The 16,483-nt window shown below is 51.5% G+C and carries 18 protein-coding genes and 2 pseudogenes; 11 read left to right on the forward strand and 9 right to left on the reverse strand.

Annotated elements, in window-relative coordinates; genetic code table 11:
• Positions 1–281 precede the first annotated feature (281 nt).
• From MW898_RS13455 to MW898_RS13470, 4 genes are all read right to left on the reverse strand, one after another.
• Positions 282–1,445, reverse strand: a complete 1,164-nt coding sequence (locus MW898_RS13455) for a BREX system ATP-binding domain-containing protein (RefSeq protein ID WP_248908169.1) — start codon at positions 1,443–1,445, stop codon at positions 282–284.
• A complete protein-coding gene (locus MW898_RS13460; RefSeq protein WP_248908170.1) occupies positions 1,445–2,341 on the reverse strand; it encodes a hypothetical protein in 897 nt (298 codons plus the stop codon). The genes MW898_RS13455 and MW898_RS13460 overlap by 1 nt, the downstream gene beginning before the upstream one ends.
• Entirely contained in the window at positions 2,338–3,372 is a 1,035-nt protein-coding gene (locus MW898_RS13465; RefSeq protein ID WP_248908171.1) for a tRNA-guanine transglycosylase, read from the reverse strand. Before MW898_RS13465 ends, MW898_RS13460 begins: the two co-directional genes overlap by 4 nt.
• Before the next feature lie 122 nt (positions 3,373–3,494).
• Entirely contained in the window at positions 3,495–6,398 is a 2,904-nt protein-coding gene (locus tag MW898_RS13470; RefSeq protein ID WP_248908172.1) for a DUF6884 domain-containing protein, read from the reverse strand.
• A gap of 133 nt (positions 6,399–6,531) precedes the next feature.
• Between MW898_RS13470 and MW898_RS13475 the strand changes: the two genes are divergently transcribed.
• From MW898_RS13475 to MW898_RS13495, 5 genes and pseudogenes are all read left to right on the forward strand, one after another.
• Positions 6,532–6,987: a 6-pyruvoyl trahydropterin synthase family protein gene (locus MW898_RS13475; RefSeq protein WP_248908173.1), complete on the forward strand. Its 456-nt coding sequence runs from the start codon at positions 6,532–6,534 to the stop codon at positions 6,985–6,987.
• A gap of 1 nt (position 6,988) precedes the next feature.
• A complete protein-coding gene (locus MW898_RS13480; RefSeq protein WP_248908174.1) occupies positions 6,989–7,759 on the forward strand; it encodes a 7-carboxy-7-deazaguanine synthase QueE in 771 nt (256 codons plus the stop codon).
• Position 7,760: 1 nt separating this feature from the next.
• Positions 7,761–8,375, forward strand: coding sequence for a GTP cyclohydrolase I (gene folE / locus MW898_RS13485; protein ID WP_248908175.1), 615 nt, complete (start codon positions 7,761–7,763; stop codon positions 8,373–8,375).
• Entirely contained in the window at positions 8,372–9,064 is a 693-nt protein-coding gene (gene queC, locus MW898_RS13490) for a 7-cyano-7-deazaguanine synthase QueC (RefSeq protein WP_248908176.1), read from the forward strand. The genes folE and queC overlap by 4 nt, the downstream gene beginning before the upstream one ends.
• A gap of 82 nt (positions 9,065–9,146) precedes the next feature.
• A pseudogene (locus tag MW898_RS13495) lies at positions 9,147–9,260 on the forward strand (IS6 family transposase); the annotation flags it as partial.
• A gap of 63 nt (positions 9,261–9,323) precedes the next feature.
• Here the strand turns inward: MW898_RS13495 and MW898_RS13500 are convergent.
• Positions 9,324–9,506, reverse strand: a pseudogene (locus MW898_RS13500) (VOC family protein); the annotation flags it as partial.
• A 479-nt stretch (positions 9,507–9,985) separates the two neighbouring features.
• Here MW898_RS13500 and MW898_RS13505 point away from each other — a divergent pair.
• Both MW898_RS13505 and MW898_RS13510 read left to right on the forward strand, forming a co-directional pair.
• The gene (locus MW898_RS13505) at positions 9,986–10,471 is read left to right on the forward strand and encodes a putative phosphothreonine lyase domain-containing protein (protein ID WP_248908177.1); all 486 of its coding nucleotides are present in this window, start codon (positions 9,986–9,988) and stop codon (positions 10,469–10,471) included.
• Positions 10,472–10,512: 41 nt separating this feature from the next.
• The gene (locus tag MW898_RS13510) at positions 10,513–10,980 is read left to right on the forward strand and encodes a GNAT family N-acetyltransferase (RefSeq protein ID WP_248908178.1); all 468 of its coding nucleotides are present in this window, start codon (positions 10,513–10,515) and stop codon (positions 10,978–10,980) included.
• Between the two features lie 122 nt (positions 10,981–11,102).
• Here the strand turns inward: MW898_RS13510 and MW898_RS13515 are convergent, their stop codons facing one another.
• Positions 11,103–11,864 carry a class I SAM-dependent methyltransferase gene (locus MW898_RS13515; RefSeq protein WP_248908179.1) on the reverse strand — a complete coding sequence of 254 codons (762 nt, stop codon included), beginning with the start codon at positions 11,862–11,864 and terminating at the stop codon, positions 11,103–11,105.
• Positions 11,865–12,119: 255 nt separating this feature from the next.
• Here MW898_RS13515 and MW898_RS13520 point away from each other — a divergent pair, with 255 nt between their 5' ends.
• A complete protein-coding gene (locus MW898_RS13520) occupies positions 12,120–12,962 on the forward strand; it encodes a nucleotidyltransferase domain-containing protein (RefSeq protein WP_248908180.1) in 843 nt (280 codons plus the stop codon).
• 181 nt (positions 12,963–13,143) lie between these two features.
• Positions 13,144–14,079 (forward strand): phosphotransferase enzyme family protein, encoded by a 936-nt coding sequence (locus tag MW898_RS13525; protein WP_248908181.1) that lies wholly within the window; start codon positions 13,144–13,146, stop codon positions 14,077–14,079.
• Between the two features lie 125 nt (positions 14,080–14,204).
• On the opposite strand, the gene MW898_RS13530 is transcribed toward MW898_RS13525, so the two are convergent.
• Complete coding sequence (locus MW898_RS13530) at positions 14,205–14,696, reverse strand: type II toxin-antitoxin system VapC family toxin (protein ID WP_248908182.1); 492 nt, start codon at positions 14,694–14,696, stop codon at positions 14,205–14,207.
• On the reverse strand, positions 14,689–15,045 hold the full coding sequence (locus tag MW898_RS13535) for a helix-turn-helix domain-containing protein (RefSeq protein ID WP_248908183.1): 357 nt from the start codon (positions 15,043–15,045) through the stop codon (positions 14,689–14,691). The genes MW898_RS13530 and MW898_RS13535 overlap by 8 nt, the downstream gene beginning before the upstream one ends.
• Positions 15,046–15,224: 179 nt before the next feature.
• Between MW898_RS13535 and MW898_RS13540 the strand changes: the two genes are divergently transcribed.
• Entirely contained in the window at positions 15,225–15,470 is a 246-nt protein-coding gene (locus MW898_RS13540; RefSeq protein ID WP_248908184.1) for a hypothetical protein, read from the forward strand.
• Positions 15,467–15,652, forward strand: a complete 186-nt coding sequence (locus MW898_RS13545) for a hypothetical protein (protein WP_248908185.1) — start codon at positions 15,467–15,469, stop codon at positions 15,650–15,652. The genes MW898_RS13540 and MW898_RS13545 overlap by 4 nt, the downstream gene beginning before the upstream one ends.
• Positions 15,653–15,694: 42 nt before the next feature.
• Here MW898_RS13545 and MW898_RS13550 read toward each other — a convergent pair whose 3' ends face one another.
• Positions 15,695–16,474 (reverse strand): helix-turn-helix transcriptional regulator, encoded by a 780-nt coding sequence (locus MW898_RS13550; protein ID WP_248908186.1) that lies wholly within the window; start codon positions 16,472–16,474, stop codon positions 15,695–15,697.
• Positions 16,475–16,483: the final 9 nt, after the last annotated feature.

The raw sequence follows: 16,483 nt of genomic DNA on the forward strand, positions 1-16,483 counted from the left end.
TACTCGCATGTCAATACGACGGTTGAATAAAGGCTTGTTGAGAAAAGCGAGCTCACGTCGCGCAAATCACCGTACGGTCATTGACCACGATGAACGGCTGATCACCACTATGCCATGTTTATAACAGAAATTTAAATGTTACAATATATGAATCAAATCGCAGTAGATCGAGGATGCAGCAACTCGTGACGAACGAGTCATCCCTCACGTGGGTTTCATCGAAAAACACCTCCACCTTTTAGCATAAAAATTTTAGTTGGTGAAGGTCTTCTGGGTATAATCTACAAAATCAATAGTTCTCTGGTGAAATCGGCTGTGATATGGGATTGTTTTTCGTCCACTGCTGAGTCCAGTATCCTGCTACAGATGGAGAGCACTTGTCTAATGTTCCCCTGTGAACGCTGTAGTATGTGATCGAGACTCCCTTCAGTAAACGGTTGCACCGTATCGTCACTAGTATTGCCTGTCCGCTCGCGATCTAGATACTCATTTACCAGCTCATAGAGGTGCTCGCTGGTTAACGGACGAAGCGCTACTTCTCGGCCGATACGCTCGCTAAATGCATGGTACTCGCTCATTACGTCCTGCCAAACCTCTGGTGCGCAGCCGAATAGCATACACAGGCCTGAACTATTTTGGTCCATTAGATGGCGAATGCTGTTGAGCGTACCCTGTTCGTTCTTTGGCGAAAGGCGTGCAATACTCTCAAATTCATCGACAAAAACGAATACTCCGGTGTAGCCGAGAGCGAGCAACGTGTTCTTGAGCGCGGTGAATGCTCGCACACCCATCGTGTCGTCATCAAGTGCGCTATGGATCTCCATCTCTTTGCGCTGTTCGTATCTGATCCCCTCTGCGGTGAGCCACTGCCAGGCGTAGAGATTGGTATCCTCGTACACCATATGGATGATCGCACGCGCGAAATCAGCAAACTTCGTGATATTGCTCAACTGCCGAATCGCTTCTGGTACAATTTCGGAGAGTAGGACATCCCCCTCATCAATGAGCGACCGCATCGCTTCTGGACCTGTCGGATTGACATCAGTGACCTCGCGTGTAATCGATGCGAGGTACTCGTATGCCACGTTTTGAAGGCGGTTGAACCCGATATCATATACGAATTCGTGATAGATATCGAGGAATCCCTCCCCCGGTTGGGCGACGTAACCAACGACCACGTCTTCGCGGTCCCGCAGTAGTGATCGGGTATATTTGAGAGTATGGGACTTTCCATTGCCATATTTCCCAGTGATCACGAGATGTTTGGACTTTCCTGTTGAAAGGACCGATGAGACAGTCGAGCTGATCGATGTGGTAACGTGCTGTTGACCGCAGAAGATTTCCGGGTTCTCAGCTGGTACAGGGCTGTAGGGGAACGGATTTGCTTCGAGGTTGTACTGTGAGTAGTCGCGCTGCTCATCGGTGATAGTGAATCCATCGGACATTAGGTATCCTCCTGATCGAAGGTGATACCGCGGTCGTGAACCGCGAGATAATAGAATTGTTTACTAAACGATTCTACACCGGCCATCACTTGCTGACTCGACTGGAATGTCGAGACCAATTCCCCGTCGTCAGCAAGTTCGATTCGCTTGATTCCGAGCGTGGCATCCTTAGCCGCTGTATCTATCGGAGCCCCTGATAATTCGAGTTTCCCGACATTCTGTTGGCAGAGCGCCACCAATGCATGATCGAACCCACTACGTGGACATCGCGTTCGCTCACATACTTCTTCACGGAGACGGGGGATTGACAGGTACCGCTGCCGTAGACTAACTCCCGCAGTTTGCTCCAAGTCGTCGTATACACTGAGCAGTACGTAGGCGAAGTTGCTCGGAACATCGGCTTGTAGCGATAGATAGTAATTCCCGGTGAAGGCGTTGCGCTGAACGTGACCTAATCGCTCAGCCCAGTCGCCAAGAACTTCGATACTGGTCTGATTATACGAATAGGGTGTGTACTGCGAGTTCTCTTCAAGCCGTTCCAGTATTGACTCTAAGTCGGCTGGTTCTACCTCTGCTAGCACGTCCAGAAAGGCACTGTAGTGGGGGCTTCTAGTCGTAAGGATGGTACTCACGTGAGCCCAGTCTTCATCCCGTATCGCCTCCAAGAAGGATCCACCGATGCTGGTTGTGGAATAGAGCAGATCATCACCCTCCTCATCCTCCTGTAACAAACCGATTCGATTTGCCTCCAGGATAGCCTCACGAGCGCGACGGTATGTCACGTCGAGTGCCTTTTCGATCTCTTCTGTTGATTTCTTTCCACTTTCACAGATATGCGTAAGTTCGACAAGTCGACTAAGAGTAACCGGACGGACGGTGGCACGTTCGTCGCTCATGCAAGTCCTCGAACTTGTTGCTTCGCGATTTTGTATGCTCGTTGAGTCACCTCGTTCCCCTGAAAGCGGAGATCAAGATAGTGCTCGACATCACGACCGGATTCTACGATATAGCGAAACCGACGAAGTTCAGTGGCGAGTGCCCAGAGGTTATGTTGTGTGAGAGCGTTGCGATCTTCTCTGATATCATCTAGTTTCCGCTGACCACATACCGGGCAAGGACAAGGGAGCATATCCATGTCTTCAATATTCTGTAACTCTTCACCACCGAAGCCTGGTATGAGGTAGTTCCTGTTCCCAGCACTTCTGATGAATGCCGATGAGTCGAAGCTATCTACACCGAGATACAGTAACAGCGGTTGATATACGAGCCCACCTAAACCATATACGTGTAAGTGTTTGTCTGTGGCCTGTCGAGCTGCGATAACTAATTTTGTGACTTTTTTATAGTCTGTTCGAATCGGGACTAGACTGCCGAGCGCATACCCATCGAATGTGCCGTGTTTCTCTAGGTACCGAATATTGTTACGGATAGTTTCTGGATCATACCCGTGAACACTCGCTAGAAGATGGGCATCGCAGTCATGATGATCACTCGCCTCCAACGCAAATTGGATATTCTGATTGATCCGTCGTTGGTTTACTGTTGTGCGGTTTTCACGAGTGATCGGTATGTCGACTGTCCCGTAGATATCGGCTTTCAGTTGGTGCTGAGTCTCTAGCGTATCTGCCGGAGTGGTGTCCAGTTCTTCGCTGACGAAATCGAATCCACCACTATCTGCAAACACTATAGTATTTTCTGGTACATCTAGCTCTTCTCGCAGGCTGACGCCGTTCATTAGTCGATTCCACATCGGTTTTCGATTCCGGATCGATCGAGCGTTGATCATCGCTGCTGAAAAATCTGGTATAGTGGTAACATATGATGGTGTATTATCACTCGATCGCTTGCCGATGTTCCGAACTGGAAAGAGAACAGGTGTCTGTAACTCTCCGTGGGGTAAATCAAGTTCTCGTCGTCTGTACAACATAACTCACAATCGGATTGAATGTCCTATCATATATATGATTGAGATATTGGACATTCTATAAATATGTAATTTAAAAGTTCCGGGACATCACTTAAATAACATATTCTATATTATAACTAAATTTAATATTTCTCAAATGCTACTTGTGTCGGCTCTTCTTCGACATGACGGCAAAGCTGTTCTATTTTTTTAGGAGTCAGATCACCGGTATTGTTGAGATATCGTGCAAAATTCTGTAGGTATCTACCTTTCAAACCAATGACAATTGTGCTGTGTTCTTTGGCGTCCTCCGTTCGGGCAGGTACTGACACAATATTGTCGAACTGTTCATCGACAATCTCGCGATTAAACACGACACCTATCCTGTTAGGAGGGATCTTTTGCACCATCTGATCAATGTCGATACTGGTGTAGTAGTCACTTCCCAGTGCGAAAAAGACAAGATCATAATCATATTCAGACAACACCTTCTCGACGTCTTCCTTTATATTCAGGCGCGCAGATCGCTCTCGAATCTCATTGACCCTCATTGAGTTGAATGTAACTTCGTAAGGTGGGAGTGCCTCGTTTTCGGACACAAGACCGAAACCAGCACTAATGAAATATCTAGTTACATTATATCCCTCCGAGGAAAGCCGTCGCACTGCTTGCTTGATATATTTCTGTTGCCGACCCGTGTAGAGATCACGAGCGGCGATTTCAGGCACGTTCTTTTGATTCAGAAGCTCCTTTCTGCTGACTCCGTCTAACTCATTTATGTCGAATACGGGAGCACTCTCCGGTGCTTCCTTCACTCCGGAACATTGGTCAATAACGAGAATATCAAGATCGTCGTCAACATCTATCTGTGGAGGGCACGGAAGGAAATCTGATCCCGCTGAGTAATCCTCACCGAAGTCGTGGAGAACAGTTTCCCGTAGATCTTTGGCACGTTCAAAACAACGTAGTTCACAATCTGTATCTTCGACTGCTGTGCTTACGGTATCTTCAAGAACTCCGTTTGGTGTATGGACATAGAGACGTTGATACCGTCCAACTTGTTTTTTGAGATTCGCTGCCATCTCTTCCGGCCCAAGAGAGATTGTTGAAGGCGTTGCTTTCCACCATTCGAGTACTCCACCGGCATTGAGCATACCAATCTCTGCTACAGGTAAGTCATGGACATGGCGCCAAAAATCAGAATGTTTCTTACTCAGATACTCCTCGACGGAGCTATAGTTGTTCCCAGACGCTGTAGCTGGCGTTACGATCAGCGTTTTCGGGAGCTCTCGAGCAAATTCATCGTAGAAACGACGCGTGTTGTGGAATCCACGACGTCGATTTCGATCATTACCTCGGAATATACAAACTTCGACACCGTTTTCAGTGCAAACGGGGCAGTCACATTTCTCCCACGGTCGACTCTTGAGGGTTTCCTGATATTCCTCTAATAGATCATCATCGCCAATCCATTCTGCGTAGTCACGAACGACGGTCCAGATCTCTTCATAAGAGGTTGATGCAGCCTCTTCACGGAGAATTTCTGTCATCCGAGGGAATGATTCGAACACTCGCTCGGCAGTCTCAAGGAGATCCTCATATTCGCTTACGTCGACTGGATCTTCGGGGTCGTCTTTACGAAGCAGTTTGATGAGTTTGTTCCGTAGGTTATCGCTGAAATTCGCCTGCAGTTCCTGCCCATATTCGAAATGGTCTCTGAAGATCGACTCAATTTCTCGTAGGCGCGAAGCATCGAACTGATCGTTGTGACGATGTTCACGGAGATACTCTAGTGTCGCGGGCAGAACCGGTTCGGTCTGCTGGTGCCAATCCTCAAGAGCATCGACAATCGAACCCTCAGCGGCGTAGGCCCGTAGTGCTACTAATACCTCCCTACCGCGCAATGACTTCTCTATGCCCATGTCAAGGCCATCACGATACGAGGGATACCGAACCCGAATAGCATCGTATCGGTCGTTCTTATCGAGCCGGTAGTTCTTACCGCCAGTCCACGCAGAGCGTAACATACTCGCACTGTCGAAACTGGCCATGCCAGACCGGCCGACGGTCTCAAATCCATCAGTCTTTGCGAAGCCAAAGACGTGTGAGTCGATACGAGTTTCGTACTCTCGCTCAAATGCCTTGACTGTCTTTCCGACACCTTTGACGATCTTCCGAACCTCGTGAATAGGACTGCCAGCAACTCCACCGATACCAAGGTAATCATACCCGATATTGAGAACGTCTTCGGTTGCCTCGATGTACGACTCAGGAGTCCACCCTTGAATGGCGACCATCAATCGGAATGGGTAGTCGCCACTCTCGTACAGATCATACATCTCTTGGGCGTTCTGCAGTGTTAGCTTGTATCGGAACTCCTTGTCGTTCTCACGATAGACTGCCCGCGAATCACGTGCGAACTCTGTAAGTATAGTGTCGAGATCGCCTTGAAAGTCCTCAGCAGCAAATTGTTCGATCTCTTCCACCGTTCCATTTCGGATCGTTGGTTCGTATTTATCGATATAATCTGGCCATTCATCGGGCCATTCGTCAATCATCAGATCTACGGCATCCGAAATATGATCTGGGATGTCACTCTTTTTGAATTCTTCACCGAATGCACGCTCATCGAGATACAACCGCCCCTTGTCCTTACCAGATCCCAATACGAGGTGATCGATGGTAACACCAATTGTAACCTCAAGAGTCTCATAGAACTCGAGCATCTCCGCATTTCCATATGGAGGAAATGGGAGCGATTTGTAGCCCCACGCTCCACAGTCGCTAATCGTTGGGAGCCAATCGGGAATAGAAAGGACCGGATCGTCGTAGACACCGTGTTGAGCGAGTCGATTGGACTTTCTCTTCGATTCCTCTACTTGTTCACGAGAGATGAGAACGCCGTCGATAGGTGTCGTGTCCCGTTCAAAGATATCCCAAATGTAATCCAACTCACGCTCCTGACGGTTGAGACTAGAGAGTTCGTCGTGCTTGAAGTCGTAGTGAGCATCAACTGCATCATCCCATTCAGGAACGTAGAACCTCACAGATCATATTCACCATCTTATGGTTACTTGGTTCCGGCATATGAATGTCCCTTTCTCATTCCACTCGAAATGCTCTTGATGGCGATGGTACTCTATCGATAATACTTAGTGAATACCTGGAGACTCCAATAGTATGTCTTTGAAACGGCGCTCCACAGATTCTCTCCAAAACGCTAGGGAACGGACTCTTGAGGTAGGGGCAGATCGACCAATCCGTATTAGTTCGGGTCATCGAATCCTCCATCACGATGGGAAGTGTAGCCGTCCACACGGTCACAATTACGAGATTTCGGTAAAAGTCACGGGTATACTTACCGACAAGGGCTGGATCGTTGATAAAGGAGATATTACTTCGATCATATCTAGGTGGGACCATCGATTCCTTCTTGAAGAAGGTGACCCTCTCATCAACGCTTTCGAACAAAGTGGTGATGGTGATAGTATCGTGGTCCTCGAACATCCCCCGACTGCAGAAGTGATGAGTGTACTTCTGGAGAAGCGGCTTTTAGATGAGCTACCTGATACTGTCTCCGAGGTCTCGGTTCAGGTACGCGAAACGTCTGAACTCTGCGCTGGAGCAACATACTGAGATGCCAGTTAACACCACTAGTACCGACTCTGAAGAGATTGCTGAAGGAAAGACACTACCAATCAACGAGTTGTTCTATTCGCTGCAGGGAGAAGGCAAGCTCGCTGGCGTACCGAGCATCTTCGTTCGCACCAGCGGTTGTAACCTTCGGTGTTGGTTCTGCGATTCGTATCACACCTCATGGGAGCCGACACACGCACGAATGGTTCTTGACGATATCATCGAGGAAATTCGGACGTACGAGAAAGCCAAACACGTCGTTCTCACCGGTGGAGAGCCACTCATACACGATGAATCGGTCTCACTGCTAGAGCGATTGAACGAATTAGGATATCACACAACGGTCGAAACGAACGGCACGATCTATCATGACGCACCAATCGACCTAGCGAGTATCAGTCCAAAACTATCGTCCAGTACTCCGACCCACGAGAAAGATCCAAAGGGCGAGGGTGAGTGGGCTGAACGGCATGAAAAACAGCGCGTGGATATACACGTGCTGTCAGCATTGGTCGACGCCTACGAGTCACAACTCAAATTTGTTGTAACGGGACCTGCGGATCTACAGGAAATTGAGCGGATTGTCAACCGGGTGCGGGACGCGGCGACGACAACTGTCTCAAATTCTGATGTGCTGTTGATGCCGGAAGGAGCCACTCAGGAGGAACTAGATGAACGACGCAACGAGGTTGCCGAACTCGCGATGCAGTACGGGTATCAATATACTCCTCGACTCCATGTTGACCTCTGGAACGACGCTCCTGGCACGTAATATGACGAGTAATCACTCCCGATTAACGGATAGAAACAATGACGCCGAAGAACGTATCGACTGGGAGAAAGCACAACGTGGTGTCCGACTGCTTCAAGGAGTAGTCGGACAAGATGCCGATAGCACTGGACTAACCGAGACGTGGCAACGCCGAGTGCCCGAAACATTCGCGACGCTAACTGAAGGTGACTGTATCTCATCGAAGCCGACCATGCGGACGTTCGATGCCACATCGGATGACATCGTAGTCAAGACGGGGATTCCAGTGTATTCACTCTGTGAGCATCATTTACTGCCGTTTTTCGGTACGATTCACCTCGCGTATCGGCCGAACGGTCAGGTTGTTGGACTCTCAAAACTCACGCGGTACGTTCGCTGGCAATCACGCCGACTCACGATGCAGGAACAACTGACAACAGATATCGCGTCGGGGTTAGCGGAGGAACTTGATGCTGCAATGGTCCTTGTGGAGTTGAACGCAACTCATCTCTGTGAAGCCATGCGTGGCATCGAGACTAAAAGTATGACCACAACCAGAGCGACTATCGGTGAACCGACAGAAGAAGAACGCGAGCAGTTCCAGACTGCTGTTGTCCGTGGAGAGGGAGAACGATGAACGAAAAGCGCGCAGTTATCCTTGCCTCTGGGGGAATGGACAGTGCAACCGCTGCGGCAGTTGCACAAGATGAAGGCTACGAACTATATATGCTCCACACTTCCTACGGTCAACGGACAGAATCAAAGGAATACGAGTGTGCAAAAGCACAGGCTAAACACTACGACGCTGCCGATTTTTTATACCTCACGACGGATCACCTCTCGAAGATCGGTGCATCCAGCCTGACCGACGAAAAGCTGGATGTGGCTGAAGCCGATCTTGAGAGTGACGAAATACCGAACTCGTATGTTCCCTTCCGGAATGCGAATCTGCTTTCGATGGCCGTTTCGTATGCCGAGGCTAATGACTGTGACGCAGTGTTCATAGGTGCTCATTCTGAGGATTTCTCAGGATATCCGGATTGCAGGCCGCAGTTCTTCGACGCATTCCAGCAGGTTGTGAACGCTGGCACGAAAGACGAAACACAACTCAGTATCGAGGCGCCATTTGTCGAGTGGTCGAAGACAGATATCGTCGAATGCGGACTCGGACTAGATGTCCCATACGAGCTTACTTGGAGTTGTTATCGAAAGGAGGGACCTGCGTGTGGAACTTGTGACGCCTGTGCATTTCGGCTTCAGGCATTCCAGAACCTCAGCGAGCAGGATTCGATTGGGTACGTCGAGTGCCCCGATTACACTGAATAAATGACCGTCTCATCGAAGGGAGCGGTCTGGAATTGAACACATACGCTGTCAGACACTCAGAGCGACCCGACGACGGCGGAGTCGTCGCGGGATCGATCCCGCAGCGGCGTTCCTACATCGACTCGGTGAGAAACACGATGTCTCCGACGCCGAGTTTCTGGTGGATGCTGTGGACTACCTGACTGCCCTCGCGCGGCGAGAGTTGCTCGACAGTCATCTCATGGTTCTTGGTTGATAAATCCAGATGGATCGGGAGGTCTCGTTCCGTTCCTTTCGGTTGTTCTTTAAATAATAGATCTGGTCCCTCTCCTGGTCGGTCGACGATTTCCGAATCAAGCGAGGCAGAGAGGTCCCTTCGTTCACCACCAAGGGCTGCCGACCAGAACTCAGCCAGTCGAGCTGCATCAGTACAAGCAAAGGTAATATATTCTACCCTTCCCATGCACGCTGGTTATTCACAACGTTGAAAAGAGCTACTGGTGTCGGAAAGTGCCGCCATATCTGTCAATAGGATATCGTCCTCACAAGTTGAATGTGACTAAGAGAGGTAACTAAACAACGAGACGATTAACGGTGCTATCAAACAGAAGTTCAGTGCGGTCATGCATCTAGTGGAAGCAGTTCCGTGAGTTCGTACTCAAAGTGTGCGCCCACGACACCGGACGAACTCTCGCTGTCTTGAACGAGGAGTCGCGAAATTCTGTGCTTCTAAGAACGACCGGTTGCTGGATATAGAGCGTGTAGTCAGCAATTTCCAAAAACATTCCGTTGTTGATATTCTTGTCAGACGTTCACGGTTTCACTTTCACTCCATCTGGCGAGTATTGACTCCTACCCTCCTCGTACGTGAGCACGGTACTTCCCATGCAGTCGCCGCTCGAAATCAATACCTCAGAGCAGTATTAGCTCCGTAATCGAGATGTGAGTGATTCTCCGAACATCGGGGGCGACCACTACTTTTCGGACTACAACGTGACACGCCCCGAGGACGTCACGGTTGCTGACGTCCCATCAGCGGACAATGAGGCGATACGGACTATCGACCTCGAAGCGCTTGACCAGCAGGAAACCATCGGCAAGTGGCAGGTCACTGGGTCAGCAGAACGGATCGAAGAGTTGTGGCCCACACTCGTTGCAGATGCAGAGGCAGGTCTCATCTGGGCAGTGAAAGCCATGACTGCGTTCGGGTATGAGGAACTCTCGATGTACGATGACTATCTCCTCACGGTCTACACACCCAACTATTTCGAGCGCCACGATGTCAACCGAGTCAGAACTCATCTCCGAAACGAACGCGACGTTACTCACGAACTGTACTACAAGCCTGATATCTATACCGCGAAGGGAATCGTGGCTGAGACAGCCGAACAGTTTGGCCTCTCAGTTCCAGCGAGATACGTGGACTAGCGGTTCACTGGAGCTACTCTCCCACAAACACATCGACACGTATGCCAACGGGTGAAATTCGGGAGGCTGTCGCAGCCGATGCTAGCGACCTCGTGACGGTCTATCAGAGCGCGTATCGCGAGAATCGTGACCGTGGGTTCTCTGCGAAGATGGAGTCCGTCAACGAACGTACTGTCGCAGAGTGGATCGACGAATACCGGGTGTACGTCGCCACTGTCGACGGTGACGTTATTGGAGGTGTTCGTCTCGAAGAGACCGCGTCAGAGCGAGTGAAGCTCAGTCGTCTGGGCGTCCACGATCAGTGGAAAGGCAAAGGCGTCGGGAGTCGATTAATAGAGTATGCCGAGAACGCGATGCGAGCGTCGGGATATGCTACTATCTGGCTGACGACACCGCAAGACCATCCGTATCTTCCCGAGGTGTATCGTCGGCGCGGATACGAGAAGACAGGGCTGTATCCGCTGGAATATCGCAGGTATGACGAAATCATCATGGAAAAACAACTCTGAGATGGCTACCGTACTACTATCAGTCGGTCACCGATACCCATCGTTTCATATTAGATGTGGTCCGGAAGGGAGCAACAGAGCCAACGAAATCACCAACCAAACAGAAGGCTGACTAGCTCTGGTTATCTTGGTTTTAAATATCGAACACAGATAAACAGTGGCGGGCCGTCACGGAGTACGGTCGCAAACTTGGGAGTGGCCTCGCTGAAAGCGTCAGTCACTACCGGTTCGACAACTTGCTCGACGACAAACCCGTTATTGAGCGCTGGATCGAACATCCCCGCAAGCGGTCGTCGATAGAACGGGACGACACATTCGCTGTCTTCGTCGCCCCAGTCCCGGTCCACCTGTTCGATTTCTGGATAGGAGGCCTCCTCGGCAAGGATCTGCTCCCGGACAGGATATTCCGCTTCTATGTAGTCCCGTACAGGATGACTGGTCGACACCACGACCTGCCCACCGGGCATGAGAATGCGATTGAAGCCAGCGAATACGGCCTCCCACGCTTCGATGTGTTCGAGTGCGAGCTGACAGAGCACGAGATCAAACGCGTCGTCCTCGAGACACGGAAGCCCATCAGTGAGATCGGCTTGATTCACCTCCACCCGATCATCATCGGCGAATCGCTCCTGTGCGTGGCTGAGCATTTCGGGGCTGGCATCAACACCGACTGCGGTCGCTCCACACTCGACAATCCGCTCGGTGTAGAAACCGTTCCCACAGGCTGCATCAAGCACGTGGATGCCGTCAAGGGATGGAAGCAACGATTGAACAGCCGGCCACTCGTACTGTTCTCGGACAGCACTGGTGGTGATATCATCGTAGCTCGTCGCGAGTTGATCGTACACGGCTTGGGAAATTGGGGACTCCTCGTCTGATGACACAGTGGTCTTCGGTACTAATGGACTATTGATATACTTTCTCTCGGTGGCTTTGGTCGTGATTCAATATAGTGTTGATATGTCTATCGAACGAAGCCGATGATTCTGAGGGAACACAATCTCAGAGACTGTTTCAAACCTCGATGGTAATGCACTGGTGGTAGGTATGCACTGTGGGGGTCGCAGCTCGATTGTTCTCCAACGATTCATTCCGTCGAACCTCTATGTTACCCGGTTGTCTCTAGTCAGGTGGCCAGCATGAGTGATCCAGCGCCCACACTCCGCCGACATCTCGACCGCTATCTTGATACGATCGACCCAGCGACACTCCCAGATATCGTTGGGGTCTGTCTCACGGGCAGCCTCGCCACTGAGTTCGCCGACGAATACTCAGATATTGATCTCATGGTCGTCGTAGACAACGACGGCACCGACGCCAATCTCGCCGATATTGGGAAAGAGCTGATCCCCGACGAAGCGACAGCCGTCCAGTGGCGGGAATCGGTGAGGCGGTACTCCTTCGACTGGAAGGCCCACCATTTCGATGTGGACGTCGTCCGTTACGAGGACCTCCGAGGATCGGACTGGGATCTCGAAACGCGATGGGAGTACGACAACGCCGAGGTGCTGGTTGATCCGACGGGACGGGTGACCGCCCGGCTCTGTCACGAAGTGCCGTTCAGCGATGGGGAGCTGGCCAAGTTGATAGAGCAGTATGCCGACACCATGCTCTTTGATGCACAGTGGAAGGTCCAAAAGGCCTGCCTCAGAGGATCGTTCCACGCGGCTCACCGAGCTGCAACCCAGGCAACCGACGCAGCGCTTACACTCTTGTACCTTCGAGAACACGAGTTCGTCCCGTATGACAAGTGGGTGATCACGGGACTCGAGACGTTGGCCCAGACCGACAAGGAGACACGGACTCTCGTCTGGGACGCAACGTGCATCCGGGAACGGACCCCTGATGATGTTCATCGGCGGGTTCAGGCACTTCAGTCACTGTGGAAGCGAATTGCAATCTCTCTTCGTGAAATGGACTGCATCGATGTCGAATCCCTCTCCTGGGAAGCCCCGCCTGTGGACCTCTGTTTCGTCGATTGAAAGGCGGGGCACGGCAATGGGAGGTGCGAGTGTCCACAAGCTCGGAAGATGGTTTGATGCGTGCTTTTCTGTCAGCGTAGAGCTTGCTGACGCAGCTTCAGAAGCCCTGACGTAGGCGCTCACGACAAAACTGTGTTGACTCAAATAGCATTTATGTGCTTCATAGCCAAGCCTTGTATATATGGACAGAACGATTGAGCACATTGCCCAACAAGAACTAGGAGGACCCTCGGTAGAGATCGGACGCCCCCCTGAGGGACTCCACGAGACATACACGCTCACCTACGACGACACAGGATACATTGTTCAGTTTCTTGGTGACCGCGACGAGCACGACGACTCGCTCGCACGTGGACTGAGTTGTTATCGGCTTCTGGCCGACAGCGGCGTGCCAGTTCCGACGCCAGTAACCGAGACGGTTCACGAACTCGATGGTCGTCGATACACCGTTGTCGAACGACTTACAGGGACGACCGGCAAGCTGGATATTTCACCACAGAGAGTCCACAACGCGGGGCAAAGACTCGCACAGATTCACAACAGTCTCGACTTCGACCAGCCCGGAACCCTCAGCTTCGACGGACTCGATTCGGTTGTCGAACCGTTCTGCGAAGGAGACTGGTGCGACCGAATCGAACGGCAGATGCGCGCGAAGATAACCATCCTCCTAGATGCTGGGCTCACTCCCGCGAGGGATGCCATTGCACAGAGACTCGACGGTATACTTTCGGTGATTCCTGCGACGTTCACGCCGGTACTCTGTCATGGCGATTTTTCACCGGACAATGTCCTCTTCCGTGGCGAAAATGTTGTTGGCGTGCTTGATTTCGACCGGTCGTATGTCGGCCACGCTTTATGGGATCTCACAGTCAGTGCAACGGCATTTTGGATGCATGACCCTGGTGGGAAGTGGACGGTTCGAGATGATTTCTATGACGGATACTGTTCAAGGCGCTCAATTACTGACCGGTTCGAGCGCATAGAACCGCTCTATCGAGTTGCAACCCTCGCACGAGGTGTTGCAGGTCTGATCAACAGTCGGGGACTTTCGGAGTACGAACGGGAGTTCTATACCGATGCCATCATCGAGGCAGCTGACCGCGCCGAGCCTGTATGACTGCTCTTTTACCCTCATAGACACTCTTGACGGAGAGACGCTCTGCTTCCATGAGCTGCGTCACTCGACAGTACTTTGAAAGAGATCGCTCTCATGAGAGAGATATTGTCACCGGCACTTCCTAGTTAGGGCTCGAGCAGGCTGGTATCGACGGGGACGCGCGTCAAGCCAAGCGTCGAGAAGTCACTATCAAACGCGAAGACGTATTCCGTGTCATACTCCCCAGCGAGCACCGCGGTGAGGTGATTGACGAGCGTGATCGTCTGATCGTCATACTGGTCGAACGCAGTGCGTGCCTCCGTAAATGTCGAGGCATCGACTCGAATCACGTTGATACTGTCGGCGGTGAGGATCTCTCCGAGTGCTTGTGAGGCGGTCTGATGGTCGACCTTGTAGAGTAATAGTGTCGTCAGCTCCGCGAGGACGAATCGGGTCGTGTACAGCGGTTCGTACGCGAGCTCGCCGGACTGAATGGCCTGAAACACCGTGCGCGTGCGCTCGTGGTGTTTGTCGCGGTCATTGTAATAAGCGAAGAAGGCGCCTGTGTCGATGAACAGCGGATCGGCGTGAGTTTCGACGGCAGCGTCGGAGGTGGCCCGTGCGTCTGTCCTACTCATTCGAAAGTGCGTCAGCGAGATATTCGTCGGCCTTTGCGGCGTCTGTCGGTGTCTCCGAACTGCCAGGGGTAGCGCTCCAGAACGCATCGTCGGGATTAATGCCAGCAGTCGTACGATCGTCGTCAAGCCACCACACGACCGACCGCCCACCGACTTTCTTACGTTCGACCCGTCCGTCCTCGTGCAAAGCCGTCAGGTGTTCCCACGCGGCCTTCCGTGTCACGCCAAGCTCCTCGCCCACCTCGGTGGCGGTCGCTGGCTCCGGTGCGACCGTTCGAACGGCATCAAGGACCTGTTCGTCGGTCACCGAGCCGGTGAACTGACCCTTGTCGTTTCGATCACGCTCCATATTTTCCGTTGGTACGCCCCCGTCTTAACCCTGTTCCCTTGAAGTACATGGAGAAGACTTATTACCAAGTACTACGTAGTACGTGGTAGAGACAGACGGCGTCCTCGGGCGTGATTCAGTAAGGAATCGCGCCGGGTGGTTGCAACACCCGACGCTGGCTGTTTCAGTGGTGAAACAGCATGACAGCAAATGCGACCCAGCGACGTAACACTGACGAACAGAGCGACGACCATGATTCTCCAAACCGAGCAGACTGCATCGTGTGCTCGGAGTATAAACTCCAGAGCGACTACTCGCTGTATGTCCGGCGATGGGATGGCAAATACGTCGCAAAGGCGGACATCTGTGAGGACTGTGTCACCGACGAAAGCGCCGCATGGCGGTACAACCAAGTGGCGGACCAAAACAGAGAGAGTGACCGATGAGCGCAGACAACCCGGGATCAGCGACGAAGTTTAACCTGTTCGAAGGCTCTGGTGGCAGACTCTTCCTGTACATCCACACCGGTACGACGGCAATCACGCTCGAACTCGATCGTGAAGACAGTGATCGCGATCGCCTCTTGAAGCGACTGGGCGAACCACCAACTCCCATCAGAGGAGACTAATCGAGCGGTCGGAGCACAAGCATTATATTTTACATTCGATAATTACGGGTTAAGGACTCTATCCGCCTGCTCGCGATAGCTATCGAAGAGATCGATAGCCCACGCGACCGCTTGACTGGAGTCATTGTAGAGCGTTCCCATTAGTTCACCTCCATTTCGATACACTCCGATCCAGACCTCAGCCTCGTCGACGATAATCAAGCCATACGCTGGGACCGTCTCAGCGGGCCAAATCGAGCAGTTATGCGCGGAAATCGCTTCACGCAACTCAGTTGAATAGAAATTGTTCAGACCCTGGATCATCTCCATCTCTAGAATGAGTTCGACTTCAGTTTCATAATTGAATATATGCCGAGTGAATAGCTGGACATATCGATCCCTCACTTCTGGCGAGATCCCGCGAATGCGATCAGCACTCTCCATCGAGTCCTCGACTGGATCGAATGCGACGTCCCGCATCGAACTCGGGTACGTCTTTGCCTCAACCCCCCGCATCATCTCACATCCAATCGCAGCGTCTCCCGGAAGATTGGCGAGCACCTCTGAAGCATCTATAACCTCCGATATCCGGCGATTATGCTGACACTGCAACCATGCGACCTGCCGACCATATTGTGTCAATCGGTAGGCGTTTTTCTCCTGAACGACGAGTCCTTGCTCGTCGAATGTCTCGAGCACTCGTCTAATTGTTCGTTGAGATGGATCGAGAAGGAGAGCTAGTTCATGGACGGTTAATTCATCTGAAAGTAGTTGGGTAATCACATCGCCGTATTTGTGTAGTAATCGGAGTACCTCGTCCGCGTCTGCCTCCGTAGTAGGCATAAATTATTT

The organism is Halocatena marina (assembly GCF_023276375.1).
Classification (GTDB): domain Archaea; phylum Halobacteriota; class Halobacteria; order Halobacteriales; family Haloarculaceae; genus Halocatena; species Halocatena marina.